The 24991-nt window shown below is 67.7% G+C and carries 26 protein-coding genes and 1 tRNA gene; 8 read left to right on the top strand and 19 right to left on the bottom strand.

The annotated features are described in order from the left end of the window. The first annotated feature begins 59 nt into the window (after positions 1-59). Complete coding sequence (locus MOX01_RS09505; RefSeq protein ID WP_061015334.1) at positions 60-575, top strand: hypothetical protein; 516 nt, start codon at positions 60-62, stop codon at positions 573-575. Between the two features lie 61 nt (positions 576-636). On the opposite strand, the gene MOX01_RS09500 is transcribed toward MOX01_RS09505, so the two are convergent. Beyond that, positions 637-2055, bottom strand: a complete 1419-nt coding sequence (locus MOX01_RS09500) for a PucR family transcriptional regulator (protein ID WP_058633212.1) — start codon at positions 2053-2055, stop codon at positions 637-639. 113 nt (positions 2056-2168) lie between these two features. Between MOX01_RS09500 and MOX01_RS09495 the strand changes: the two genes are divergently transcribed. Continuing rightward, on the top strand, positions 2169-3266 hold the full coding sequence (locus MOX01_RS09495; RefSeq protein WP_141369411.1) for an alcohol dehydrogenase catalytic domain-containing protein: 1098 nt from the start codon (positions 2169-2171) through the stop codon (positions 3264-3266). 67 nt (positions 3267-3333) lie between these two features. Continuing rightward, a complete protein-coding gene (locus MOX01_RS09490; protein WP_141369409.1) occupies positions 3334-4770 on the top strand; it encodes an APC family permease in 1437 nt (478 codons plus the stop codon). A 128-nt stretch (positions 4771-4898) separates the two neighbouring features. On the opposite strand, the gene MOX01_RS09485 is transcribed toward MOX01_RS09490, so the two are convergent. The 5 genes from MOX01_RS09485 to dusB form a co-directional block, all read right to left on the bottom strand. Continuing rightward, positions 4899-4974 (bottom strand) — tRNA-Asn (locus MOX01_RS09485). A gap of 97 nt (positions 4975-5071) precedes the next feature. Continuing rightward, entirely contained in the window at positions 5072-5845 is a 774-nt protein-coding gene (locus MOX01_RS09480; RefSeq protein ID WP_141369407.1) for an ATP-binding cassette domain-containing protein, read from the bottom strand. Positions 5846-5881: 36 nt separating this feature from the next. Next, on the bottom strand, positions 5882-7741 hold the full coding sequence (gene dnaG, locus MOX01_RS09475; RefSeq protein ID WP_046749180.1) for a DNA primase: 1860 nt from the start codon (positions 7739-7741) through the stop codon (positions 5882-5884). Beyond that, on the bottom strand, positions 7741-9126 hold the full coding sequence (locus MOX01_RS09470; protein ID WP_141369405.1) for a deoxyguanosinetriphosphate triphosphohydrolase: 1386 nt from the start codon (positions 9124-9126) through the stop codon (positions 7741-7743). The genes dnaG and MOX01_RS09470 overlap by 1 nt, the downstream gene beginning before the upstream one ends. Then, on the bottom strand, positions 9116-10270 hold the full coding sequence (gene dusB, locus MOX01_RS09465; RefSeq protein WP_061015339.1) for a tRNA dihydrouridine synthase DusB: 1155 nt from the start codon (positions 10268-10270) through the stop codon (positions 9116-9118). Before dusB ends, MOX01_RS09470 begins: the two co-directional genes overlap by 11 nt. 59 nt (positions 10271-10329) lie before the next feature. On the opposite strand from dusB, the gene MOX01_RS09460 reads away from it, so the two are divergent. After that, positions 10330-10824: a glutathione peroxidase gene (locus tag MOX01_RS09460; RefSeq protein WP_046749183.1), complete on the top strand. Its 495-nt coding sequence runs from the start codon at positions 10330-10332 to the stop codon at positions 10822-10824. Positions 10825-10838: 14 nt separating this feature from the next. Here the strand turns inward: MOX01_RS09460 and MOX01_RS09455 are convergent, their stop codons facing one another. Continuing rightward, positions 10839-11525 carry a DsbA family oxidoreductase gene (locus MOX01_RS09455; protein WP_058631369.1) on the bottom strand — a complete coding sequence of 229 codons (687 nt, stop codon included), beginning with the start codon at positions 11523-11525 and terminating at the stop codon, positions 10839-10841. A 69-nt stretch (positions 11526-11594) separates the two neighbouring features. Here MOX01_RS09455 and MOX01_RS09450 point away from each other — a divergent pair, with 69 nt between their 5' ends. Beyond that, entirely contained in the window at positions 11595-12206 is a 612-nt protein-coding gene (locus MOX01_RS09450; RefSeq protein WP_061015340.1) for a P-loop NTPase family protein, read from the top strand. Here MOX01_RS09450 and MOX01_RS09445 read toward each other — a convergent pair. Further along, positions 12146-12949 (bottom strand): isoprenyl transferase, encoded by an 804-nt coding sequence (locus MOX01_RS09445; protein ID WP_058631371.1) that lies wholly within the window; start codon positions 12947-12949, stop codon positions 12146-12148. The genes MOX01_RS09450 and MOX01_RS09445 overlap by 61 nt on opposite strands. Continuing rightward, positions 12946-13689 (bottom strand): DNA repair protein RecO, encoded by a 744-nt coding sequence (gene recO / locus MOX01_RS09440; RefSeq protein ID WP_141369403.1) that lies wholly within the window; start codon positions 13687-13689, stop codon positions 12946-12948. Before recO ends, MOX01_RS09445 begins: the two co-directional genes overlap by 4 nt. Before the next feature lie 34 nt (positions 13690-13723). Here recO and MOX01_RS09435 point away from each other — a divergent pair, with 34 nt between their 5' ends. After that, the gene (locus tag MOX01_RS09435; RefSeq protein WP_046749188.1) at positions 13724-14416 is read left to right on the top strand and encodes a trimeric intracellular cation channel family protein; all 693 of its coding nucleotides are present in this window, start codon (positions 13724-13726) and stop codon (positions 14414-14416) included. Positions 14417-14421: 5 nt separating this feature from the next. On the opposite strand, the gene MOX01_RS09430 is transcribed toward MOX01_RS09435, so the two are convergent. Continuing rightward, positions 14422-15165, bottom strand: coding sequence for a TetR/AcrR family transcriptional regulator C-terminal domain-containing protein (locus tag MOX01_RS09430; protein WP_141369401.1), 744 nt, complete (start codon positions 15163-15165; stop codon positions 14422-14424). 66 nt (positions 15166-15231) lie between these two features. Between MOX01_RS09430 and MOX01_RS09425 the strand changes: the two genes are divergently transcribed. After that, positions 15232-15612: a VOC family protein gene (locus tag MOX01_RS09425; protein ID WP_141369399.1), complete on the top strand. Its 381-nt coding sequence runs from the start codon at positions 15232-15234 to the stop codon at positions 15610-15612. A gap of 72 nt (positions 15613-15684) precedes the next feature. On the opposite strand, the gene leuA is transcribed toward MOX01_RS09425, so the two are convergent. Next, on the bottom strand, positions 15685-17439 hold the full coding sequence (gene leuA, locus MOX01_RS09420) for a 2-isopropylmalate synthase (protein WP_046749191.1): 1755 nt from the start codon (positions 17437-17439) through the stop codon (positions 15685-15687). A 193-nt stretch (positions 17440-17632) separates the two neighbouring features. Between leuA and MOX01_RS09415 the strand changes: the two genes are divergently transcribed. Continuing rightward, entirely contained in the window at positions 17633-18280 is a 648-nt protein-coding gene (locus tag MOX01_RS09415) for a hypothetical protein (protein WP_141369397.1), read from the top strand. Position 18281: 1 nt separating this feature from the next. Here the strand turns inward: MOX01_RS09415 and MOX01_RS09410 are convergent, their stop codons facing one another. From MOX01_RS09410 to MOX01_RS09375, 8 genes are read right to left on the bottom strand one after another with little or no spacing between them, the layout of a single operon-like run. Further along, positions 18282-19235 (bottom strand): NADP-dependent oxidoreductase, encoded by a 954-nt coding sequence (locus MOX01_RS09410; protein ID WP_141369395.1) that lies wholly within the window; start codon positions 19233-19235, stop codon positions 18282-18284. A gap of 13 nt (positions 19236-19248) precedes the next feature. After that, complete coding sequence (locus MOX01_RS09405; protein ID WP_141369393.1) at positions 19249-19722, bottom strand: hypothetical protein; 474 nt, start codon at positions 19720-19722, stop codon at positions 19249-19251. Next, positions 19719-20699 (bottom strand): hypothetical protein, encoded by a 981-nt coding sequence (locus MOX01_RS09400; RefSeq protein WP_058631378.1) that lies wholly within the window; start codon positions 20697-20699, stop codon positions 19719-19721. Before MOX01_RS09400 ends, MOX01_RS09405 begins: the two co-directional genes overlap by 4 nt. Then, positions 20692-21219, bottom strand: coding sequence for an RNA polymerase sigma factor (locus MOX01_RS09395; RefSeq protein ID WP_113681134.1), 528 nt, complete (start codon positions 21217-21219; stop codon positions 20692-20694). The genes MOX01_RS09400 and MOX01_RS09395 overlap by 8 nt, the downstream gene beginning before the upstream one ends. 54 nt (positions 21220-21273) lie before the next feature. Further along, positions 21274-22170, bottom strand: a complete 897-nt coding sequence (gene era, locus MOX01_RS09390) for a GTPase Era (protein WP_046749411.1) — start codon at positions 22168-22170, stop codon at positions 21274-21276. Next, on the bottom strand, positions 22163-23458 hold the full coding sequence (locus MOX01_RS09385) for a hemolysin family protein (protein WP_046749196.1): 1296 nt from the start codon (positions 23456-23458) through the stop codon (positions 22163-22165). Before MOX01_RS09385 ends, era begins: the two co-directional genes overlap by 8 nt. Then, entirely contained in the window at positions 23455-23913 is a 459-nt protein-coding gene (ybeY, locus tag MOX01_RS09380; RefSeq protein WP_017202321.1) for an rRNA maturation RNase YbeY, read from the bottom strand. The genes MOX01_RS09385 and ybeY overlap by 4 nt, the downstream gene beginning before the upstream one ends. After that, positions 23910-24935, bottom strand: a complete 1026-nt coding sequence (locus MOX01_RS09375) for a PhoH family protein (protein WP_227751189.1) — start codon at positions 24933-24935, stop codon at positions 23910-23912. Before MOX01_RS09375 ends, ybeY begins: the two co-directional genes overlap by 4 nt. Between the last annotated feature and the right edge of the window lie 56 nt (positions 24936-24991).

Here is a 24991-nt window from a genome sequence, read left to right as displayed (position 1 = left end):
GTGTTCGCGGCGGGGGCTTTCATCGTGCCTCCACATCACGCTTCGGAGGGGAAACAATCATGATGAAGATGCGCGATCGACGGGCTCTGATGCTCGCAGGATCGGCAGTGGCGCTCTCGGTCGCCCTGACCGGTTGCAGCGCCCTCAACGGTATTCTCGGCAGCGGTTCCGGCGACGCCAACCGCGATGAGGAGACCGGCCAGGTCACCGAGAGCTCGAACGTCGGCGTCTTCTCGGTGAAGCTGGGCGACTGCATGCTCGACACCGGAACCGGCATGCTCACGGATGCCAACGTCCTCCCCTGCACCGACCCGCACGACCAGGAGGTGTACTACGAGATCACGATGCCGGACGGCGAGTTCTCCGACACCGACATCGACGCGGCGACGCAGGAGTGCGTCGGAGACGCGTACACCTCGTTCGTCGGCGTCGCCTACGACGACTCCGCTCTCAACGTCACCACGCTCGTTCCCACCAAGGACTCCTGGGAGAAGAACAACGACCGCGTGATCCAGTGCATCATCTTCGACCCGGCCGGGCAGACCACCGGCTCGCTGGCCGGCGCCGCACGCTGACCCGCAGTCGCAGAGAAGGGCTCCGCCTCGTGGCGGGGCCCTTCTTCGTACCCGCGATGGTTCAGTCGTCCGAGGCGCGCAGAGCCAACCAGGCAGCCACGCGGTCGTCGGGGTCGGCCATGGACAGTCCCAGCAGATCCTCGATGCGTCGGATCCGCGCCGCCAGCGTCTGCCGATGGATTCGCAGTCGCGTCGCGCTCTCGCCCCAGGCGCTGTTCGTGGCGAGGAAGACACGCAGGGTCTCGATCAGCTCCGGGTGCTGTTCAGCACCCCTCAGCGGGTCGAGGAGCCTCCCGATGCGCTGCGTCTGATCCGGTCCCAGGTGCCCGAGCACCAGGGACACCGTGGGGATGGACTCGTACCTGACGACGCGCTCACCACCCGCCCGCGCGGTCTCGCTCGCCTGGCGGGCTTCGTCGACGCTGCGCGCGAGCGCGTCCGTCGCACTCGGACGACCGAGACCGAGGTAGAGCGTCGAGGCGAAGGTCCGCACACGATGCGCGATCTCCTCCGCGTGTTCCTCCCGGACGACACCGCGGATCAGTCCGCGCTGAGCGGCGAACACATGCTCGGCCCCGAGCTCGTCGAGCCACAGCGCGAGCAGATGCTCGGTATCGACGCCGCTCGTGCGCGAGACGAGGGCGAATCCCATGAGACTTCTCTCGTGCACACCCCAGCGGCGGAGGAGCCGGGCGGCCTCCTCCCCACCCTCGAGCACGGTCTCCAGCATCATCGAACGTCCGAGACGCTCGAGGTGGCTGCTGTCGCGCGTGCGCATCAGCAGGTCCAGCAGGGCCGCCGCTTGAGAGCTGAGCTCCCTTCCGCGCCCTGAGCTGTCGTTGCGCGGGGCGGTGACGAGCTGCGCGGTGATGTCTTGACCGGGGCCGACCGGATGCACCTGCAGGGCGCGATGGCGCACCCGGACGGGGCGACCGACGGCGACCGCGATCGCGTCGTCGATATGCAGGCTTCCCGCCCCGGCCGTCGTGATGACCTCGCCATGTCGGTCGAGAAGCACCGCCCAGCCGTCGATCCGGTGCGCGAGTTCGGCGATGACACCGGTGATCCCGCTTCGTCGAGCGGCGAGGGTCAGCACGCGCATCGCAGAGGTGATCGCCCTGGCTTCGGCTGCCTGGTCGACGGCGAGCAGCGCGGTCAGCGTCGGCGTCAACAGCTCGTCGGCGATACCCGCTCCGACGATCGACGTGATGCGTCGTTCCTCGAGCACCTGGTGCACCGCCGGCGTGTCCGCGGCGGTGACCACGACCGCGTCCTGGAGCAGTGCGAGCTTCTCCGGGTCGTCGACCAGTTCGCCGAGCTGAGCGACCTCGACGACGACCAGGGTGGTGAAGAGGTGCTCGGAAGGAGCACTGAAGGAGTCCAGACCGACGACGGAGTTCACGTGACGCGAGCTCGGCACCGCTCCGTCCAGAAGCCGTCCTTGGAGGTATCGCGCCACGGAGGCGACATCACGAGCCACCTGCCGATCATACAAAGTGTGACTCCCACGCAGTGAATCCACACATTCGTCGAATGCCTCCAGGTCGGCAGTCTCCTAGCATCGTCGGCATCCCCACTTACCCGAAGGATGTCATGAAAGCTGTTGTCTTCCGCGATCCGCAGTCTCCGATCGAGTTCGTCGACGTCGACCTCGCTCCGCCCCGCGCCGGCGAGGTGCGCGTCCGCATCGCCGCTGCGGGCGTCTGCCACTCCGACCTCCATGTGAAGCGCGGCGAGTGGGATGCTGCCGCGCCCCTGGTGATGGGGCACGAGGGCTCCGGTGTCGTGACCGAACTCGGCGCGGGCGTCACGACCCTGGCGGTCGGCGACCACGTGGTCCTGAGCTGGGTTCCGCCGTGCGGGGAATGTCGATACTGCCGCGCCGGCCATGAGGCGCGCTGCCAGAAGGTGGCGACGGTCGTCGCTCCCTTGGGCGTGCTCTTCGATGGCACATCGCGTCTGAGCCGCGACGGGGAGCAGCTCCACCACTACCTCGGCGTCTCCTCCTTCGCCGAAGAGGTCGTCGTGCCCGCGTCGGGTGCCGTCAAGGTCCGCGACGACGCCCCGCTCGATGTCGTCGCGGTCGTCGGTTGCGCCGTGGCCACCGGGGTGGGTGCGGTCCTCAACACGGCGGCGGTCGAACCGGGATCGACCGTGGTGGTGATCGGCTGTGGTGGCGTCGGCCTCAATGTGGTCCAGGGCGCGCGACTCGCCGGTGCGGAGCGCATCGTCGCGATCGACGTGCGTCCGGAGAAGACGCAGATGGCGTTGCAGTTCGGCGCCACGGACCGCATCGACGCCTCCCAGGGCGATGCCGTGGCGCAGCTGCGCGAACTCATCCCGGACGGTGTCGATTACGCGTTCGACGCGATCGGACGCACCTCCACCACCGAGCAGTCGATCCAGATGCTCGGCCTCGGTGGTGCGGCCGTGATCGTCGGGCTTCCCCCGACGGGCGCCCGCGCATCATTCGAGCCCCTCGTCCTCGCAGAGGCGGATCAGCGCATCCTCGGCTCGAACTACGGCTCGGTGCGCCCCTCCATCGATGTCCCGGCCCTCGTCGACCGCTACATGGACGGACAGCTCAAGATCGATCCGCTGATCTCGGGCCGCCGGCCTCTTGCCGAGGCCGCAGCCGCGCTGGATGACCTCGAGACCGGCTCGGCGCTGCGTACCCTGCTCATCCCCTGAGCACCCCATCCCCCATCCCCCATCCCCATCCCCATCCCCGACCCTGAAACCCGAATCCAGGAGAACCATGTCAGACACCGTCGTCGCCCCGCCTGGCGTCCCCCGGGATGCCGGTCTTCGCACCGGCGTCATGAGCGGACCAGAGCTCGCCGCCCAGGCCATCGCCAACATCGCTCCCAGCGCCGTCATCGCCTTCACGGCGGCGGCCATCTTCCTCGGTGCGGGCAACGGCACCATCTACGCCTTCGCCCTCGCCACCATCGTGATCCTGTGCGTCGGATACTGCGTGGTGGTGTTCGCCCGCAAGCACGCCTCCGCCGGGTCGCTGTACACGTACGTGTCCAAGGGCCTCGGCCCGTTCGGCGCGTTCCTCGCTGGTGTGACACTGCTGATCGGCTGCTTCGGCATCGCGGCGGCCTCCCTCAGCGGGTCCGTGAGCTACATGGCGCAGTTCCTCAGCATGCTGGGACTCCCCGCCCAGGGACTCGGCTGGGACATCGGCCTCGCAATCGTGCTCGGCGGCCTGGCGACGCTGTTCACCATCCGCGGCATCCGCCTGTCCGCGCGGGTGTCGCTCGTCCTCGAGCTCGTGTCCGTCGGCATCATCCTCGTGCTCCTGATCACGGCGCTGGTCTGGGCGGGTCCCGCCGCCTGGGACCCCGCGCAGGTGCTCGCGACAGGATCGTCGTTCCAGGGAATCGCGTCCGGCATGGTGCTCGGCATCCTCGGTTTCGTGGGTTTCTCCTCCGCCGATGCCCTCGGGCGAGAGGCCAAGGAGCCGTACAAGGCGATCCCCCGCGCGATCATGTGGAGCGCTCTCGGCGTCGGCGTGCTCTACGTCTTCGCCGCCTACACGCAGATCACCGTGCTCGGTGACGATCTCGCCACCGCCTCCAGCCCGCTGGAGAGCATGTCGGCCCTGATCGGGATGCCCGGCTGGTTCGCCGCCGTGCTCACCTTCGGCGTCTCCGCGTCGTTCTTCGCCGTCGTGGTCGCACCCCTCAACGTGATCGGCCGCATCGTCTACGTGATGGGCAAAGAGGGCGTCGTCGCCGAGCGCTTCGGACGCACGCACGAGCAGCACCTCACACCTCATCGCGTCCTGATCATCGCCGGAGCGGCGGCCGTCGCGGTCGACATCGTGCTGCTGCTCTCGGGAGCGGCGACCGGCGAGATCCTCGTGTGGGTGAACACCTGGGGCACCTACGGCTACATGGTCGCCTACGCCCTCGTGGCGATCGCCTGCGTGGTCTACACGCAGCGGGCGAAGATGCGCAACGGTCTCGTGAAGGTGTGCGCGACCGTCGCGGTCGGCACCATGGGCTACGTCTTCTTCGCGAACGTGTGGCCGGTGCCGGCGTTCCCGTACAACGTGATCCCCTACGTGTTCCTGGTGACGGTCGCCCTGGCGCTCACCCGGTACGCCTACCTCGCCCGACGTCGTCCCGACGTCATCGCCCGCATCGGCAACACCGAGACGAGCGCGATGGAGGGCGTCGGCTGACCCGACACCGCCGATCGAAGGAGCCTCTCCCCACGGAGGGGCTCCTTCTGTCGAGTCTGGACTCGACAGGATCTCTCGGCCCGCCGGAGAACGAGAAAAGCCCCCTCCGTGGAGGGGGCTTTTCCGATTGGCTCCCCGGCTTGGACTCGAACCAAGAACCTGCCGGTTAACAGCCGGCTGCTCTGCCAATTGAGCTACCGAGGAATGTGCGCCGCTGAGCGGGCAACTCGTCAAGCTTAGCAAACTCCCGGAGGTGTTCACGACACGGCGGCACGGTTCCGGGATGCCGGGCGTGTCGGGGTCAGTGCCGTGAGTCCGACTCCGCGTTCGGCACCCAGAGCAGGTCCTTGCCGACTCCGCGGGCCACGACATGCCCACTGCGGAGCATGAGGGTCTCGGCGTTCAGTTCGCGGATGAAGTCGGCGTCGTTGGTCACGAGGAGGGCCGCCATCGACTGCTCCCTGCGACGGCGGGTGATCGCGTCGAAGACCACCGGACGCACCTCGAGGTCGAGGTTCGCGAGCACCTCGTCGGCGATGAGCACCTTCGGCTCGAGCACGAACGACCGCGCGATGGCCACACGCTGGCGCATGCCGGCGCTGAGTTCGTAGGGGAACTTCGACGCGGTCCCGAGCGGCAGGTGCAGCTCGTCGAGCAGCATGGCCACGCGGATCGAGAGGGCCTTGGTGTTCACCCGGCGCTCCCGGATGAGGATCGGCTCCGCGATCACCTCGTTCACGGTGAGCCGAGGCGGCAGGTCTGCCCCGGCGCCCTGCGGAACGAAGCCGGTGCGATAGGTGAGGATGCGGTGTTTGCGACCGGGACGGCGCACATCGACGCCGCAGACCTGGGCGCTGCCTCCGACGACCTTGACCGAGGGGTCGGTGGAGCCGGCAAGGGCGGCGACCAACGTCGACTTTCCTGAGCCCGTGGGTCCGGCGACGCAGATGAGCCCACCGGGCGCCAGCGAGAACGTGACACCGTCGACCGCGCGCGTCGGCATCCCGTGGCCGATGCGGTCGATCACCAGATCGGAGCAGTCGATCGCGTTCGTTGATTCGGGCCTGCGGGACATGACTCCATCCTGCCGCCTGCCGGCCCCCGCTCCCCGTTACGACTCGGCGAAGCGCTGACGCTCTGCGTCGATGTCGCGCAGGCGCATCCGCAGCGCGCGACCACCATCGGAATCGGCAGGCACGCGTTGCACCGCACCGAGGAGCTCCTGCTTCTCGTGCTCGAGCTGCCGGAGCACGAGCCTGCGGGCGAGGTCGGCCACAGTGGCGACGGCCCGCTCCTCCGTCCGCTCGGGGAACGGCGTCATCAACAGCTCCCCCGCGAGGGAGCGGTAGGGTTCACGCACGCCGTTCACGGCCTCGGTCACCCAGCCGGCCCTGGTGCGGTCCGGAGCCGCCGCAACCGCCTCACGCACGGCGTCCAGCCCTGGAGTCCGGAAGGGTGCCTCCAACGCCCGGTTGAGCAGCGCCTGATCGACCTGGTGTCCGTACTGGAGCGCACCCATCAGCGCGTCGCGTTCGACCGCGACGTCGGGGCTGCGCGGCAGACTCGCCAGCGTCACCGGGGCGACGAGGGGAGCCCCCGTGACCGAGTCGATCTGCGGGGCCTCCCGACGCGGCTGCTGCGGGGTCGAGGCTCCGCGAGCGGCGCGTTCGACCTCACTGCGCACTTCGGTGGGGTCCATCCCGAGCCGCCGGGCCAGTACGCGTTCGTATCCCGGGCGAAGAAGCTGATCGCGGATCTCCGCCACGATGGGAGCGGCCGCCCGCAATGCACCGACGCGCCCTTCCACCGTGGAGAGGTCGAAGCCGCCGAGTTTGCGGTCGATCGCGAACTCGAACATCGGCTGCTTGGTGTCCATCAGCCCCCGAACCGCGGCATCTCCTCGCCGGAGTCGCAGGTCACACGGATCCATACCGTCGGGCGCGACCGCGACGAAGGTCTGCGCGTTGAATCGGTCATCCTCGGTAAAGGCACGCAGGGCCGCCTTCTGACCGGCTTCATCACCGTCGAAGGTGAAGACCACCTCGCCTGAGGCGTTGTCATCACCCATCACGCGGCGCAGCACCTTGATGTGCTCGGTGCCGAACGCCGTACCGCATGTGGCGATCGCCGTCGTGAGCCCCGCGAGATGGCAGGCCATCACATCGGTGTAGCCCTCGACCACCACGACCCGGCGTGGGTCGCCTCTGGCGATGTCGCGCTTGGCGAGGTCGAGCCCGTACAACACCTGCGCCTTCTTGTAGATCGGCGTCTCCGGGGTGTTCAGGTACTTCGGCCCCTGGTCGTCGTCGAACAGCTTGCGGGCGCCGAAGCCGATCGTCTGCCCCGACACGTCCCTGATCGGCCACACGAGACGCCCGCGGAATCTGTCGTAGACACCGCGCTGTCCGGTCGAGACGAGGCCGGCGTTGCTGAGCTCCTCGCGGGTGAACCCCTGCGCGGTGAGCGCCTTCAGCATGCCGTCCCAGCCACGCGGGGCGAAGCCGACTCCGAAATGCGCTGCAGCACCTGCATCGAACCCGCGCTCCCCGAGGAAGCGACGTCCTGCCTCGGCGTCCGGGGTGAGCAACTGCGCGCGGAAGAACTCCGCGGCTGCGGTGTTGGCTGCATACAGCCGACTCCGCCCACTCGTCTCGGGGGCGGCTCCGCCGTCCTCGTAGTGCAGCGTGTACCCGATGCGGCCGGCGAGACGCTCCACCGCCTCCGTGAAGCTGACGTGGTCCATCTCCCGGAGGAAGGAGTACACGTCTCCGGACTCCCCGCATCCGAAGCAGTGGTAGTACCCCACCTGCTGCCGGACATGGAAACTCGGGCTCTTCTCGTCGTGGAACGGGCACAGGCCCTTGAGGGATCCGACTCCGGCGGGCTTCAGCGCCACGCGCTCGCCGATGATGTCGGCGATGTTCGTGCGCGCCTTCACCTCATCGACATCGGCCTGACGGATCCGCGGCATCAGTGCGCTCTTTCCGCGACGGGAACGCGCTCGGTGTGCGGCCGCGCACCGGGGCGGGCGTGACGGGGAGTCCAGATCCCCACCTCGGCCGGGTCGATCTCCCCGACGAGACGGTTGTGCCAGTCGATGGCGCTCTGATCGGTGAGGCTCGCGATCTGATCCACGACGACTCTGGCGCGCTGGGCGTCGGTCTCCGCCGCGATGAAGTCGGCGGCGAACGCGGGCTCGAGCACATCGGAACCCGCGGACCACAGCGCATCGGTCGACCAGAGGGCATCGGCGAGCCTCTTCAGCACGCGCCGCTGCTCCTTGTAGACGCCCTTGCGGGCTTCGATCGTGACGATGGCCTGGCCCATGATGCCCTTCAACACGGCGATCTCCACCTCGATCACCCGCGGGACGATGACATGGGCGTTGTACCGGACCAGCGCCTTCGTACCGTACGCCTCCCTGGTGGCGGAGACCGAAGCACGGGCGAAACGTCCGATCAGGTCACTCGTGAGGTTCTTGAGCCGCGCGAGAGCCTGACGGGAACGGTCGAACGAGGAGAGCCACATCGGCTGCGACGCCAGACGGTAGAGCGCGTCGGCGAGCTCGTCACGCGTGAAGTCGTACCCGACCCACTGCTGGATACGCCCGACGAGTGCGTCGTGCTGAGCGGGGTCGGCGAGCTGGGCGACGTCGACGTAGCCGTTGACGATCGCATCCTCGAAGTCGTGGACGGAGTAGGCGATGTCGTCCGAGAGGTCCATGATCTCGGCCTCGATGCACCGGAGTCGACCAGGAGCGCCTTCGCGCATCCAACGGAACACGGCTTCATCCTCGGGGTACACGCCGAACTTCAGACGCCCACCGGGATCGGGGACCGGGCTGTCGACCGTCCACGGGTACTTGCACGTCGCGTCGAGGCTGGCGCGGGTCAGGTTCAGGCCGACCGAGCGGTCGCTGTCGTCGAGCACCTTCGCCTCGAGTCGGGACAGGATGCGCAGGGACTGGGCGTTCCCCTCGAACCCCCCGATGGGCTCTGCCCACTCGTTCAGTGCCCGCTCGCCGTTGTGACCGAAGGGAGGATGCCCCAGGTCGTGGCTGAGGCACGCGGTGTCGACGACATCGGCCGACACGTCCAGTGCGACAGCGAGCTCGCGCCCGACCTGAGCGACCTCGAGGGAATGCGTCAGACGGTTGCGGGCGAAATCCGCGGTGCTGGCAGGGCTGAGCACCTGCGTCTTGGCGGCGAGTCGGCGCAGCGCCGCGGAGTGCAGGACGCGGGCACGATCACGAGCGAAGTCGTTGCGCTCGGATCGATGGGTCTCGGCGAAGAATCGTTCGGCATCTCGCGCGTCGTAGCCGTCGGCGCGCAGGCCTGACTGGGGGTCAACCGCCACTGTTCTCGATCTCCGCTCCACGCATCATCTCCGAGGTGTCGGATGCGATCTCCCGCGACTCCAACCACTTGTCCGGCAGGGCCGTGCGCTTCGGGTGTCCTGCCCGCCCGCGCTGCCCCTCGGCGTCCGCACCGGGATACGGTGCCGTGTGATCGAGCCGGCCGAGGAGGTCGTCGATCTCGGCGAGGCTGGACGCCGTGGCGAGTCCGGTGCGGATGTCGCCCCCGACCGGGTAGCCCTTGAAGTACCAGGAGACGTGCTTGCGGATGTCACGGCATCCGCGATCCTCATCCTCGAAGAACTCGACGAGGAGCTCGGCGTGGCGGCGGAAGGCGTCAGCGACGAAGCCGAGCGTCGCGTCGACCGTCTTCCCCTCCCCGCCGAACGCGGTCGCCAACTCGCCGAACAGCCAAGGGCGTCCGAGGCAGCCGCGCCCGACCACCACTCCGTCGCAGTCGGTCTGCGCCATCATGCGCACCGCATCGTCGGCCGACCAGATGTCGCCGTTCCCCAGCACCGGGATGCTCGTGACCGCCTGCTTCAGCTCGCCGATCGCGTTCCAGTCCGCGAACCCGGAGTAGTACTCGCCGGCAGTCCTGGCATGCAGCGCCACGGCGGCGGCCCCGGCGTCTTCGGCCGCACGCCCTGCATCGAGGAACGTGAGGTGATCCTTGTCGATGCCTTTGCGCATCTTCACGGTGAGAGGGATGTCGCCGGCGGCTTTCACCGCCTGGTCGACGATGTCGGCGAACAGCTTCGACTTCCACGGCAGCGCCGCTCCCCCGCCGCGACGGGTGACCTTCGGCACCGGGCACCCGAAGTTGAGGTCGATGTGGTCGGCGTGATCCTCGGCGACGATGATGCGCACGGCCTCCGCGATGGTCTTCGGGTCGACGCCGTAGAGCTGGATGGACCGCGGCGTCTCGGACTCGTGATGCCGGATGAGTCGCATCGTGGTCTCGTTGCGTTCGACGAGCGCCCGCGAGGTGATCATCTCGCTCACGTAGAGCCCGGCGCCGTACTCGCGACACAGACGTCGGAAGGCGGTGTTGGTGATCCCCGCCATGGGTGCGAGGACGACCGGCACGTCGAGATCGATCGGGCCGATGCGAAGAGGGCGGGCGGGGGCGGTGGCGAGAGTCATGTCCTGTCCATTCTCCCAGACGCGGAGCCCGGAGGGATGCGGCGATCTAAGCTGTGCATATGACCGAATCCTCGCTCCGCACCATCCCGTTCACCGACGCGAAGGGCGAGGAGAAGACGCTCGACGATCTGGGCGCCGATGTGGTGCTCGTGGTCAACGTCGCATCCAAGTGCGGGCTGACGCCGCAGTACGAGCAGCTGGAGGAACTGCAGCGTCTGTACGGCGATCGCGGATTCACCGTCGTCGGCTTCCCCTGCAATCAGTTCTTCGGTCAGGAGCCCGGCTCTGTCGACGACATCCTCGAGTTCTGCTCGACGACCTACGGCGTCACCTTCCCCGTCAACGACAAGGTCAAGGTCAACGGCAAGAACGCCGCCGAGCTGTACAAGGCGCTCAAGGAGACTCCCGACGCCGGTGGCAAAGCCGGGCGCGTGGAATGGAACTTCGAGAAGTTCCTCGTGCTGCCGGACGGGGACGTCCTGCGCTTCCGGCCGAAGCAGAAGCCGGACGCCCCCGAGATCGTCAGTGCGATCGAAGCGGCGCTGACCCGCTAGAGCGCGCCGGCCCGTCAGACGGCCGCGGTCTCCGGCTCGGCCTCTCCGCGCTTGGACCAGAGGTCGCGGAGAACGTTCTCGAACGCCGCGGGCGGTTGCGCGCCGCTGATGCCGTACTGGCCGTCGACGACGAAGAACGGCACGCCCTGAATCCCGTAGGCGCGGGCCTGCGCCTGGTCCTGACGCACGGCGGGCAGGTACTGCTCGCTCTCGAGTGCTGCGCGGGCACGGTCTGCGTCCAGCCCGACCTCGACAGCCAGCTCGACGAGATCATCGATGCGACCGACGTGCTTGCCCTCGGTGAAGTAGGCGGACATGAGCCGCTCTTCCATCTCGTGCTGCAGCCCCTCTGCCTTGGCGAAGTGCAGCAGCTCGTGCGCCTTCACCGTGTTCGTGTGCTGCAGCAGATCGAACCGGTACTCGAGGCCGGCGTTCGCCGCCACACCCGTCACGTTCGAGAGCATCTGCTCGACCTGCTCGCGCGGCATGCCCTTGTGGCCTGCGAGGAAGTCGATCTCGTCACCGTCGAAGTCGACGGGGGTGTCGGGCGAGAGCTCGAACGAGTGGAAGGTGATGTTGACCTGCGGTGCGTCCTCGTCGGCCGCGACCGCTTCGAGCCCCTTCTCGAGGTTGCGCTTGCCGATGTAGCACCAGGGGCAGGCGATGTCGGACCAGATGTCGATGGAGATGGGTTCAGTCACACTGTTATGCAACCGCATGCACCTACGGGCTATTCCGAACCCGATCCGAGCCGCGGATAGGATTCTCGGATGCTCTCCGCCGAAGACCCGCTGCCCTCCGTCCCCGAGCGCGTGCTCGTCGCCGGCGTCTCAGGATCCGGCAAGACCACGCTCGCCCGACGGCTGGCCCGCCTGTGGAACCTGCGCCATGTGGAGATCGACGGCCTGTTCCACGGCCCCGAGTGGACGCCGCGCCCCGAGTTCCTCGACGACGTGCGGGCCTTCGCAGCGGAGGAGCACTGGATCACCGAGTGGCAGTACACGAGCAAGGGAACGGACGACATCCTCCCCCCGCGCGCACAGCTCGCGATCTGGCTCGACTACCCGTACCGCGTGGTGCGAGGCCGCCTGATCCGGCGCACGCTGGCTCGAGGCGTGCTGCGGCTCGAGCTCTGGAACGGCAACCGCGAGAAGGGGCCGTGGACCATGTTCCGCCGTGATCCGGAGGAGAACATCCTCGCGTGGCAGGCAGCGACACTTCACAAGTGGACGGAGCGCTTCCCCGCGTTGCAGGAGCGCTTCCCGCACCTCACGATCGTCCGTCTCCGTCATCCGCGGGAGACGAGACGGTGGCTGCGTGCTCAGGCAGAGGCGTCGGGAACGTCGATCGCACCGCCGAAGCGACGGTCGCGCGACAGGTAGATCCCGATCGCCCGCCACAGCTCCTCGCGCGAGAAATCGGGCCAGAGCGTGTCGAGGAAGACCATCTCGGCGTATGCCGACTGCCACAGCAGGAAGTTCGAGGTACGTTGTTCGCCCGAGCTGCGCAGGAACAGATCGACGTCCGGCATGTCGGGGACGTACAGATGGCGGCGGATCATCTTCTCGGTGATCGCCTTGGGCTTCACGCGCCCTGCCGCGACATCGTCGGCGATCGCCCGCATGGCATCCACGAGTTCGACCCTGCCGCCGTAGTTGACGCACATCGTGAGCGTGAGCACGTCATTGTCGCGGGTCAGTCGCTCAGCGTGCTGCAACTCCTTGATGACGCTGCCCCACAGGCGCGGCTTGCGGCCGGCCCAGCGGATGCGCACGCCCCATTCGTTGAGCTGATCGCGACGGCGGTGCAGGACGTCGCGGTTGTAACCCATGAGGAAGCGGACCTCTTCCGGCGAACGCGCCCAGTTCTCGGTCGAGAAGGCGTACACCGAGAGGTGCTTGACCCCCGCCTGGATCGCGCCGGCGACCACGTCGAGCAAGACCTCCTCCCCCGCCTTGTGCCCCTCGATGCGGTTGAGTCCCCGGCGGTTCGCCCACCGGCCGTTGCCGTCCATGACGATCGCCACGTGCTCGGGCACGGCCCGGAACGCGGGCGGGTACGAACCTGTCCAGTCCAGCGGTCGATAGGGGACGGCGTCCTTGTGCGTATAGGGCTTCGGGCTCACCGTGCTCCTTCTGAAGTGATGTCTGACACATGGGAGAGGGAGCGGATGCCGCGCTCCAGGTGCCATTGGGCGTACGCGGAGACAAGTCCCGAGGCTGCGGCGGTGTCGGCCGGCGCCGCTGCGTCGATCACGTCCCACTCCCCCGCGATGAGCGAACGGAGCAACGCCAGGGTCTTCTCTGCGACACGCGGGCTGCCTGCCGGGGAGCAGTTCTGGCAGACGAGCCCACCGAGCTGAGCGACGAATCGCGAGTGCGGCCCTGGGGTGCCGCAGCGGGCGCACTCGTCGAGCGATGGCGCCCAACCCGACAGCGACATCACCCGCAGCAGGTACGAGTCGAGGATGCTCCGTGCGACGTGCTCTCCCCGCGACAACGCCCGCAGCCCGCCGACGAGCAGCAGGTACTGATCGGGAGTGGCCTCCGCGTCGCTCAGACGGTCCGCCGTCTCCACCATGGCGTTGGCCGCGGTGAAGCGGTCGTAGTGTGCGGCGATGTCGGTGCCGTAAGAGCCGAGGGACTCGGCCTGCTGCACGATGTCGAGCGAGCGGCCCTGGTACAGCTGCACGTCGGCGACCATGAACGGCTCGAGCCTGGCGCCGAACTTGGACGACGTCCGGCGCACTCCCTTCGCCACCGCGCGGACCTTGCCGTGCCGTCTCGACAGCATCGTGACGATGCGATCCGCCTCACCGAGTTTGTGGGTGCGCAGGATCACCGCTTCGTCTCGATAGGTGGGCACCCTTCGATTATCCTCCGTGCGCGAGAATGAACGGGTGACCGAACCGCTCTTCATCATTCCGCTCTGGGCGGACCTGCTCGGCGTCGGCCTCGGCGGAGTCCAGGGCGCGATGTTCGCATCGGGTTTTCAGGGTCAGAGACGGCTCGACTGGCTCGGGGTGGCCATCATCGGCATCATGATCGGGATGGGCGGTGGTCTGATCCGCGACATCCTGCTCGGGCAGACCCCCGCCACGCTGCAGAATCAGTGGTACCTGGTCACTGCGGCCGGCGCCGCGCTTCTGGGCATGCTGCTCGCCGGGCTCTTCACCCGCCTGAACACCGCCATCGTCGTCCTCGATGCCGTGGTGATCGGCATGTTCGGCGCCTTCGGCACGAGCAAGGCCCTCGCCTTCGGGATTCCCGAGGTGCCGGCGGTCTTCATCGGCGTCTGTGCCGCGGTCGGAGGAAGCGTGCTCCGCGACATGCTGATGGGCCTGCCGACCGCGATCATGCACGTCGGCTCGCTGTACGCGGTCGCTGCCGGAGCGGGGTGCACGTTCATCGTGATCGCCGTCGCACTCGGGATGCCGATTCCCCTCGCGGCGGTCATCGGCATCGTCGTGACGGCCGTGATCCGGATCCTCGCGGTGACGTTCGATGTCTCGCTCCCGGAGCAGCGCCGTCTCTACCGCCGTAAGGTCGCCGCGGAGACCGGCGCGATCGCGATCGTGAAGCCTCAGGACTGACCGGTTCAGGTGCCGCGGAGGCGGTCCGCGCCGCGTACCATGCCGGCGAGTCCGTCGATCACTCGCTCGAGACCGAAGTCCCACGCCGTTCGAGCGTCGTAGGGAACGCCCATGGCTTCCCCCGCAGACTGACCCACCGACCTGGCGAGCGGCATCTCCTCACCGAGGTAGGCCGCCAGACGCGGTGCGGCCTCTGCCCACGATGCCGCGAACGCCGCTGCGCGCTGCTCCTCGCGCATCCGAGCCGCCGCAGCGAGAGTGAAGTCCAGCACGAAGCTCAGCGCCGCGTCACGCTCCACGTCGCTGAGACCGAGGTCGTCGAAAGCATGGAGTTCCCGGTCGTACTTGGCGATGGTGCCAGGGCCGAATGCGACACGGGGATCGTGAATGTCGATGAGCCATGGATGAGCGCGGAGGAGGCGCAGGTTGTCCTCGGCGACCGCCCGGACCGCCGCACGCCAGCCCGAGGCCTCCGCGGGCTCACTGCGAAGACTGGCGTGCATCGCATCCGCCATCAGCACGAGCAGGTCGGCACGGCTGTTGACGTGCGTGTAGATCGACATCGGGGTGAGGTCGAGGGACTGCGCCAGCGAGCGGATCGTCACCGCGCCGAGGCCGTCGGCGTCAGCCAGTGCGACGGCACGATCCACGACGTCATCCGCCGAGTGACGTGCCTTCGGCCCGCGCTGGCGGGTCACGGGAGCCGCGGGGCTGTGCCGCCAGAGCAGATCGACGAGATTCTTGGCCATCGGGAATAGCCTAGACCGCTTCCGCCTTAACCTTGTACACTGTACAGACTTTTGGAATGGAGAACCGTGAACATCACTCAGACCGCCCTCTCGTTCAACGTCCCCGACGTGGCGGCCTCCGCCGCCTTCGCCACGACGCACTTCGGCTTCGAGGAGGCGATGTCCGCGGACGGCTTCGTCTCGTTGCAGCACCCGGGGCCCGTCCCGAACATGATCTTCCTCCAGACCGGGCTCTCGACGTTCCGCCCACAAGAGATCGCCGGCTCCGCCGGTCAGGGCACCCTGATCGTCTTCGTCGTCGACGATATCGACCGGGAGTTCACCCGCATCGCCGACGCAGGCGCTCGTGTGGTCACCCCTCCGGAGACTGAACCCTGGGGCGAGCGCTGTGGTCAGTTCGCCGACCCCAACGGCCTCATCTGGCAGCTGGTGCAGTGGGTGGACTGACCTCTACCTCGAATCGCGCGATCGGTCCCCTCCTGTCGACGGACACGACCGATCGCGCGATTCGAACCGGGATCAGACGGTTGCCAGCTCCTGCTGACGCGTGCGGATCGAACGGTTCACACCCGAGACGATCGCCTTGAGCGATGCGGTGGAGATGTCTCCGTCGATGCCTACACCCCACAGGCGCTGGTCGCCGACCTGCAGCTCGACGTAGGCCGCGGCCTGCGCGTCTCCGCCGGCGCTGAGAGCGTGCTCGACGTAGTCGTAGACCGTGATGTCGAAGCCCTGTCCACGCAACACCTCGACGAACGCCGCGACCGGACCGTTGCCGTTGCCCGTGACGGACACTTGCTGATCGTCGTCGCGGAGCACCACGTCAAGTGCCACGTCGCCCGACATGTCGCTCCGGGTCTGGGTCGCGAGCAGTTCGAAGCGCCCCCACTTGGCTGCGGTGTCGGCCGCGGGGAGATACTCGTCGTTGAAGATCGACCAGATCTGCTCGCTGGTGACCTCGCCGCCCTCGGCATCCGTCTTGGCCTGCACGACTCCGGAGAACTCGATCTGCAGCTTGCGGGGCAGATCGATCGCGTGGTCGGCCTTGAGCAGGTAGGCGACGCCACCCTTGCCGGACTGCGAGTTCACGCGGATCACGGCCTCATAGGAGCGACCGAGGTCCTTCGGGTCGATGGGCAGGTACGGCACCGCCCACTCGATCTCGTCCACCGTGACGCCCTGCGCCTCGGCCTTGGCCGCCATGGCCTCGAACCCCTTCTTGATCGCGTCCTGGTGGGAGCCGCTGAATGCCGTGAAGACGAGGTCACCCGCCCACGGGCTGCGCTCGGGCACCGGCAGCTGGTTGCAGTACTCGACCGTGCGCTTGACCTGGTCGATGTCGCTGAAGTCGATCTGCGGGTCGATGCCCTGCGTGAACATGTTGATCCCCAGCGCGACGAGGTCGACGTTGCCGGTGCGTTCACCGTTGCCGAACAGGCAGCCTTCGATACGGTCGGCTCCGGCCATGTATCCGAGCTCGGCGGCCGCGATCGCGGTGCCGCGGTCGTTGTGCGGGTGCAGCGACAGAATCACGTTCTCGCGGTGCGCGAGGTTGCGGCTCATCCACTCGATCGAGTCGGCATACACGTTCGGCGATGCCATCTCGACGGTCGCCGGGAGGTTGATGATGACCTTGCGGTCGGGCGTGGGCTCGAAGACCTCGATCACCTGGTTGCAGATGTCCACGGCGAACTCGAGCTCGGTCCCCGTGTAGCTCTCGGGCGAGTACTCGTAGTACACCTTCGTGTCGGGGATCGTCTTCTCGAACTCCCGGCACAGCCGGGCGCCCTCGAGTGCGATGTCGATGATGCCCTGCTTGTCGGTGCGGAAGACCACCTCGCGCTGCAGCACGCTCGTGGAGTTGTACAGGTGCACGATGGCCTGCTTCGCTCCCGCGATCGCCTCATAGGTGCGGGCGATCAGATGCTCGCGCGCCTGCGTCAGGACCTGGATCGTGACATCGTCGGGGATGAGGTTCTCCTCGATGAGCTGACGCACGAAGTCGAAGTCGGTCTGGCTCGCCGAGGGGAAGCCGACCTCGATCTCCTTGTACCCCATGCTGACGAGCAGCTCGAACATGACGCGCTTGCGCTCGGGCGACATCGGGTCGATGAGCGCCTGGTTGCCGTCGCGGAGGTCGACCGCGCACCAGCGGGGCGCCTCGGTGATGCGGGCATCGGGCCAGGTGCGGTCAGGCAGCTGGACGGTGATCTGCTCGTGGAACGGCCGGTACTTGTGGATCGGCATCGCGGACGGGCGCTGAGTGTTCTGCATGATGGGGCTTCTTCTCTTCGTCAGGGTAAACGGGCCAACACAAGCGCCGCGACGAGGAAGGCCCTAGCTTTAGGACTCGTCGCGGCAGCTAAGAAGAAGCAGACCGCCGAAAGGCATGTGGTCATGCTAGCAGGGTTGACTCCGCCGATTCGACGGGTGTGAGACGTTTCCTTCGCTGTCGACACTCCCCGATATGAGCACATCGCCGCGTCGCCTGACCCTCGCCGTCGCCTCCGTCTTCAGCCTCCTGCTCCTGAGCGCCTGCACCTCCGGGCCCGGAGGCTCCGCGGCGCCGACGAGCACGTCTGCACCATCAGGGCAGGGGCTCGAAGACGTCCGGCCTGGCCTCCCGGAAGGGCGCGTGATCGGCGTGGGCACGGTGCTCGATGTGGCGGGCGAGGTACAGCTGTGTCTGCGAGCGATCATGGAATCGCATCCGCCCCAGTGCAGCGGAGTGCCTCTCGCCGGCTGGTCCTGGGCCGGACTCGAGGGCAACGAGTCCAGCGGAGAGACCACCTGGGGCGCCTACGCCGTCTACGCGACCTACGACGGTGAACGGCTCACCAACACCGATCCACCGATCATGCTCGCGTTGTTCGACCCGATCCCAGCGGAGGATCCGACGGGCGGCGTCGACGGCACCACACCGGCCGACGAGCTCACGAGGATCCAGGACGACATCGCCACCCGTCTCGGTGGAGAGGCGCTCACCGTCAGCACGGACCGCGGCTACGTCCGGCTCAGCGTCACGTGGGATGACGGTGCCATCCAGGAGGCCGCTGACGCGGAGTACGGTGACGGCGTCGTGATCGTGACCTCAGCGCTTCGGGAGATCGACTGAGCTACGGGATCAACGCGAGCTTGCCTCCGGGGTGACCCGTGGCGAGAAGTCGGTGGGCCGCGCGTGCCTCGGAGAGCGGAAACGTGCGGGCCAGGGGAACGACGAGATCGCCGTTCTGCGCCAGAGCGATCAACTCGCTGCGGACCTCATCCCGGAAACGTGCGCTCTCGGCCATGGAGCCGGCGATGGCGAGGATGCCGTCGGCCGTCGCGCGGTCAGCCGCGGCGATGGTCACGATCCGCCGACGATCGCCTACCAGTTCGAGCGATGCATCCACCGCTTCGTGCGTCCCCACGGCGTCCAATGCCGCAGCGATCGGCCCGTCCGCCAGAGCGCGCACACGTGCGGCGAGCCCCGAACCGTAGCGCACCGGGAGCCCTCCGAATCGTCGCACCTCGTCGAACCGGGACTCGCTCGCCGTTCCGATGACGCGTATGCCCCGCAGGCGTGCCTGCTGCAGCACGCTCGCACCGACAGCACCGGAGGCACCGTGGAGCAGGATCGTCTCCCCCGGCGCCGCACCGGTGACGGCGAGCATCTCCGCGGCAGTCGTACCCACGAGGAGCAGGTTCGCCGCCTCCGGATGCGTCAGGGTGGAGGGCTTCGCGAAGACCTTCTCAGCCGGGACGGTGACCGCGGTCGCATAGCCGCCTCGCACGCGGAAGGCGATGACCTCGTCGCCGATGTCGACAGCGCCCGAACCGATGCGGGTACCCTGGCCGATGGCCGAGACCTCTCCCGAGACCTCATACCCGATCGGCACCGGCAGCTCGACGCCCGGTCGGGCAGCAGCGACATGTTTCGCATCAGCGGGGTTCACCCCGGCGGCGAGGACGCGAATGGTGACCATGCCGTGCTCCGGAGCCGGAATGTCGTGCTCGACGAACTCCCAGAGGTCGGGCGAACCCCACCCCGCGGCGACCCAGTGCCGCGCTCGAGAGACCACCACCGTCATCGCTCGGACCTGCTCAGAGGACGCAGCGGAGGTTGTTGACCGTGCCTGCGAGGTTCGCCCAGCTTCCCGCGTTGACGGTGGTGACCGTGGTGCTGCCGTTTCGCGCCTGCACGTGGCCGGAGCTCCGCGCATTGGCGACCGACTTCGCGATGAACGTGGAGGGAATCGTGTTGACGCTGCACACGCTGAACGTGAGCTTGTTGCCGCCGAGCGACCCGGCGCTGTAGGCGCAGAACCGATCGGTCGCACAGCTCCCGACCGAAAGCGCCGACCGGAGCGCGATGGTCCCGATCGCGAGTTCCATGCCGAGCGCGGGCCACGCCGCATGCGTCGAATCGATGATCACACCGCCGGGCACTTCCTCGAGCATCGCGATGATCTCGGGAGCGACAGCGTCGTCGCCCTCCAAAGCAGCCTGCGCCGGTGCCGCACTGAGAAGCAGTATTGCGCTCAGCATCGTCGCAGCGACGATAACCCTCCGCCTCATCTGATCTCCTCCTCATCGAGGTCCCACATCTGATACGAGATGATCGAACCGGCGGCGAAGACGTCGTCTGCGATCAACACGGTGCGTTCGACGCCCACGATCCTGCCGGTGTCACGGGAGACCAGGATCAGATCGCTGGCGGCGCCATCCGGCGATATGACCCTGACGCCGTTCACTTCCCGCCCCAGACGGTCCTTCGTCATCCCGAGCGCTTCCCCGCCCTGCGCCTCCTCGAGGAGCGCGAGCAGCTCGCGGTGCTGCGCGTTCGTCAGCGTCCACTGGTCGAGGACCGACGTGAAAGCCACCTCGACGTCGTACGCCGTCGGGTTCTCAGGCATGCCGAAGGCACGGAGGATGGCGATCATGTCCTGACGCGTCTCGCCCGGCACGTCCGTCCAGGGGGTGTAGAAATCGCCCGGCGCCATGACGAGGTCGGTGACGACCTCCCCACTGCTGGTCACCTCGGCGGCGTTGCTCGCCACCGCGTCCTCCGGATCGTAGGGGACGCCGGCGACGATCGTCATCCGGCCCGAGCCGTCCGGTTCCCACGTGAGCGTGGAGAGCTGCGGGACGACCTTGCTGACCTTCGCCTCGACCTCGACCGAGAACCCCCAGAAGGCGGTCCGCACGGCGCGCTCCGGCGCTGCGGGTCCGGTCGGACCGGCGAGAGCCGCGTCCGCGTCATCCACCGTCTGCGCGACCGTGGTCGAGCCTTCGAAGTCGAGAGGCGATGGCATCCCGGCCACCGCGGCGCCCTGGGGCGAGAAGACGGCGAAGGCCAGGGCGGTGGATGCGGCGACCGCCGTCAGCCCGGAGGCCCAGCCGATCGCCCGCCGACGTCTCCTGCGAGGCGCCGCACTCGTGCGGAGGATACGATCCCTGGTCGCGAGAGCCAGGGCATCGGGTGCCGCCTCACGCGGCGTCGGTGCGGGATCGGCGTCGATCAGCATCCGTTCGAGTACGGCATCGTCAATCATCACCCGTTATCAGCCCCTCCAGACCCAGCTCCGCACGCAGGCGTTCCCGCGCACGTCCCAGCGACTTCCGCACCCGGAACTCGGAAGTGCGCGACAACTCCGCGATCTCCCCCACCGTGAGTCCGTCCCAGTACGTGAGCATGATGATACGCCTCTGGCGGGGAGTGAGGACAGCCAAAGCCCGCATGACCGCCACCCTGCCGACAGGATCGGGTTCACCTTCCTCGCCGGAGACGCCGAGACGCACGGCATCGAACACACCGTGCGGTGCTGACGTACGACCGGAGCGGGCACCCAGTCGCCGATCAGCTGCCCGCAGAAGCCAGACCCGACTCGGCGGACGGGCAGGGCGCAGCTTCGTCCAGGCGAGCAGGAAGACCTCAGAGACGATCTCGGTGACCTCGGCCTCGGCGCCGACCACGCCCTCGATGTGGTGTCGAACGGCTGCCCAGTGTTCGTCGAACACCCGGCTGAAGACCTCGTCGCGCAGCGGATTCGGGTCTTCGCTGCGGCCGCTCATGTCGTCGGGGTCGGCGGCCTTCCCGCCGCCATCGACGTAGTGCCGGATGTCATCTCAGAACCCGAGTCTGCCGAGCTGTTTCGGGTCGCGCTGCCACTCCTTCGCGACCTTCACATGCAACCCGAGGAAGACGCGCGTCCCCAGCAGTTCCTCGATGCCCGCACGCGCTCGCGCGCCCACCTCGCTGAGACGCTTGCCCTTATGCCCGATGATGATCGCCTTCTGGCTGTCACGCTCCACGACGATGGATGCGTGCACGTCGGTGAGGTCGGTGCCCTCCCTCGGCGCGATGTCGTCGATGACGACGGCGATCGAATGCGGAAGCTCGTCGCGCACGCCCTCGAGAGCGGCCTCGCGGATCATCTCGGCGATCCGGTCCTCCTGCGACTCGTCGGTCGTGATGCCCTCCGGGTACAGCGCGGGCCCCTTCGGCATCAGCGTCAGGATCTCGTCCGACAACACGTCGAGCTGCTCGCGGGTGAGGGCGGACAGCGGGACGACCGCGGCCCAGTCCTCGCGCAGCGAATCGACCTCCAGCAAACGCTCCGTGACCTCGTCACGGCCGGCCGCATCCATCTTGGTCACGATCGCGATCTTCTTCGCGCGCGGGTACCCGTCGAGGGATGCCGCGATCCGCCTGTCCCCCGGGCCCACCTTCTCATTCGCAGGAACGCAGAATCCGATGACGTCGACGTCGCCCAGCACCTGCTCCACGAGGTCGTTCAGCCGCTCGCCGAGCAGCGTGCGCGGCTTGTGGATCCCCGGGGTGTCCACGATGACCAGCTGCCCCTCCGGGCGATTGACGATGCCGCGGATAGCGCGACGTGTCGTCTGCGGCTTCTCGCTCGTGATCGCGATCTTCTCGCCGACGAGGGCGTTCGTGAGCGTCGACTTCCCGACGTTGGGGCGGCCGACGAAGGTCACGAAACCGCTTCGGGTGTCGTCAGTCATCGTCTCGATCTCCTTCATCCTGCGAAGCGTCGGGTTCCCCCGCCGCACGTTCCACGAACACCGTCGCGATACCTCGTCCACGCCCCCGCGATGCACCGCCGGTGAGCACCAGACCTTCCACGGTCGCCGTGGCGCCGGGCTGGGGAACCTGTCCCAGCGCCTTCCCGAGCAGACCGCCGATCGAATCCACGTCCTCGTCCTCGAGCTCGAGCCCGAACAGATCGCCGACGTCTTCGAGCGAGAGGCGAGCACTCACGCGATATCGTCCGTGACCGAGATCGACGAACTCCGCCGATACCTGATCGTACTCGTCGGAGATCTCGCCGACGAGTTCCTCGATGAGGTCCTCGAGAGTCACGAGACCCGAGATCCCGCCGTGCTCATCGATCACCAGACAGACGTGCACGGCATCGCGCTTCATCTGCTGCAGGAGGGTCTCCGCTCGCATCGATTCGGGGACGAAGGTCGCCGGCCTCGCGATCGGACGGATCGACGCCGCGCGCCACGCACTGTCGTCGCGGTAGGCGAACTGCACGAGATCCTTGAGGTACAGCACTCCCACCACGTCATCGGCCTCGTCGTCGACGACGGGCATCCGGGACACGCCGCGGTTCAGGAAGAGTGCCATCGCCTCGTCGGTGGTCGCCGTGGCATCGACCGTCACCATCTCGGTGCGCGGCACCATCACGGCGCGGACGAACTGGTCGGTGAAGTCGAAGACGGAGTGGATGAGGTCGCGGTCGTCCTCTTCGATGAGATCGTTCGACGCTGCCTCGTCGACCATGCTCAGCAGCTGATCCTCGCTGGTGAAGGAGCTGCGCCCCGTGCCGGGGGTGACCCGGTTTCCCAGCAGGACCAGGCCTTGCGCGAGGGGGCCGAGGATGATGCGGAGCCCGCGCACGATCGACGCGGTGCCGCGGATCATGCCCTCGGCGTGCTGACGCCCGAACGACCGCGGGCTCGCCCCCACGAGCACGAAGGTGATCGCCGTCATGAGCACCGCGGCGGCGAGCATCGCCCACCAGTTGTTCTCGATCAGGATTGTGAAGGCGACCGTCACGAGCACGGCTGCCGTCACCTCTGCGAGGACGCGGATGAACGCCACCGCGTTCACGTGAGCGTCGAGATCTGAGGCGATACGCTCCAGTGCCCTGGCCCTGCGGCCCTCGGTCGCCATGTCGGCGAGTCCGGCACGCGAGGTCACCCCGTACGCCGCATCGATCGCGGCCATGAGACCGCCGAACGCCACCAGCAGCACGGCGGCGATCAGGAGGAGAACAGCAGTCATCGTCGGCGTTCAGCAGCCGCGAAACCCTGGATCAGCTCCTTCTGCAGTCCGAACATCTCACGCTCCTCGTCGGGCTCGGCGTGATCGAAGCCGAGGAGGTGGAGCAGACCGTGGGTCGTGAGCAGGATGAGCTCATCCATCAGGGTGTGTCCTGCCGCCTGCGCCTGCGTCTCGGCCACCTGGGGGCAGAGCACGATGTCGCCGAGCAGGCCGGGGGCGGTCGGACGGTCTTCGGTCCCGGGGCGCAGCTCATCCATCGGGAAGCTCAGCACGTCGGTGGGGCCGGGCTCGTCCATCCACTGCACGTGAAGCGCCTCCATGGCGCCCTCGTCGACGAGGACGATGGCCACCTCGGCGTCAGGGCTGACGTGCAGCTGCGCGAGATTGAAATCGGTCAGTCGCTGCAGCACGGTCTCGTCGACGTCGATGGCCGACTCGTTGTTGATCTCGATCATGAGAGTCCTCGTTTCGGGGCGCGATCACGCGGTCCAGGTCGTTGTGCTCCCCGGCGATCGGCACGGTTGGCGAACTCCGCCGCCTGCTCGCGCTCGAATCGCGCTGCGGTGCGCTTCTCGTCGTACTCGCTGTACGCGTCGACGATGCGTCCGACCAGCGAGTGCCGTACCACGTCGTCGCTGGTGAGACGGGAGAAATGGATGTCGTCGATGCCGTCGAGCACTCGGGTCACCAGGCGGAGCCCCGACGACCCCTGCGGAAGGTCGACCTGCGTGATATCGCCCGTGACGACCATCCGCGTGCCGAAACCGAGACGCGTGAGGAACATCTTCATCTGTTCCGGCGTGGTGTTCTGAGCCTCGTCGAGGACGACGAACGAGTCGTTGAGGGTGCGCCCGCGCATGTAGGCGAGGGGTGCCACCTCGATCGTGCCGGTCGCCATCAGGCGAGGGACGATCTCGGGGTCCATCATCTCGTTGAGAGCGTCGTACAGCGGGCGGAGGTATGGATCGATCTTGTCGGTGAGCGTGCCGGGGAGGAAGCCGAGCCGCTCTCCCGCTTCGACCGCGGGGCGCGTGAGGATGATCCTGGTGACCTCCTTGCGCTGGAGCGCCTGGACGGCCTTGGCCATCGCGAGGTAGGTCTTGCCCGTACCGGCCGGACCGATGCCGAACACGATCGTGTTCTCCTCGATCGCGTCCACGTACTCCTTCTGCCCGAGGGTCTTCGGACGGATCACCTTGCCGCGCGTGGTCAGGATCGCCTCGCCGAGAACCTCGCTGGGGCGCGGTCCTCCTTCCTGGCGCAGCATCCGCGCGGAACTGGACACGTCGCTCGGTGCCAGGTCCTGCCCGGCCTTCGTCATGGCGAGCAGCTCCTCGACCAGCGCCCTCGCCTTCGCGACCGCATCGGTGCCACCGCTGAGTGTGATCTCGTTGCCACGGACGAGCACCTGCACATCGCGGTGCTCACGCTCCAGCATCCGCAGCAGCCGGTCCTGCGGTCCGAGCAGCTGCACCATGGCGACGCCGTCCGCGTAGATCTTCTCGACCGCCTCGGGAGGCCGGCCGCCCAGAC

The organism is Microbacterium oxydans (assembly GCF_006540085.1).
Classification (GTDB): Bacteria; Actinomycetota; Actinomycetes; order Actinomycetales; family Microbacteriaceae; genus Microbacterium; species Microbacterium oxydans.
The sequence above is the reverse complement of the archived record's forward strand: the minus strand, read 5'-3'. Positions and strand labels throughout refer to the sequence as shown.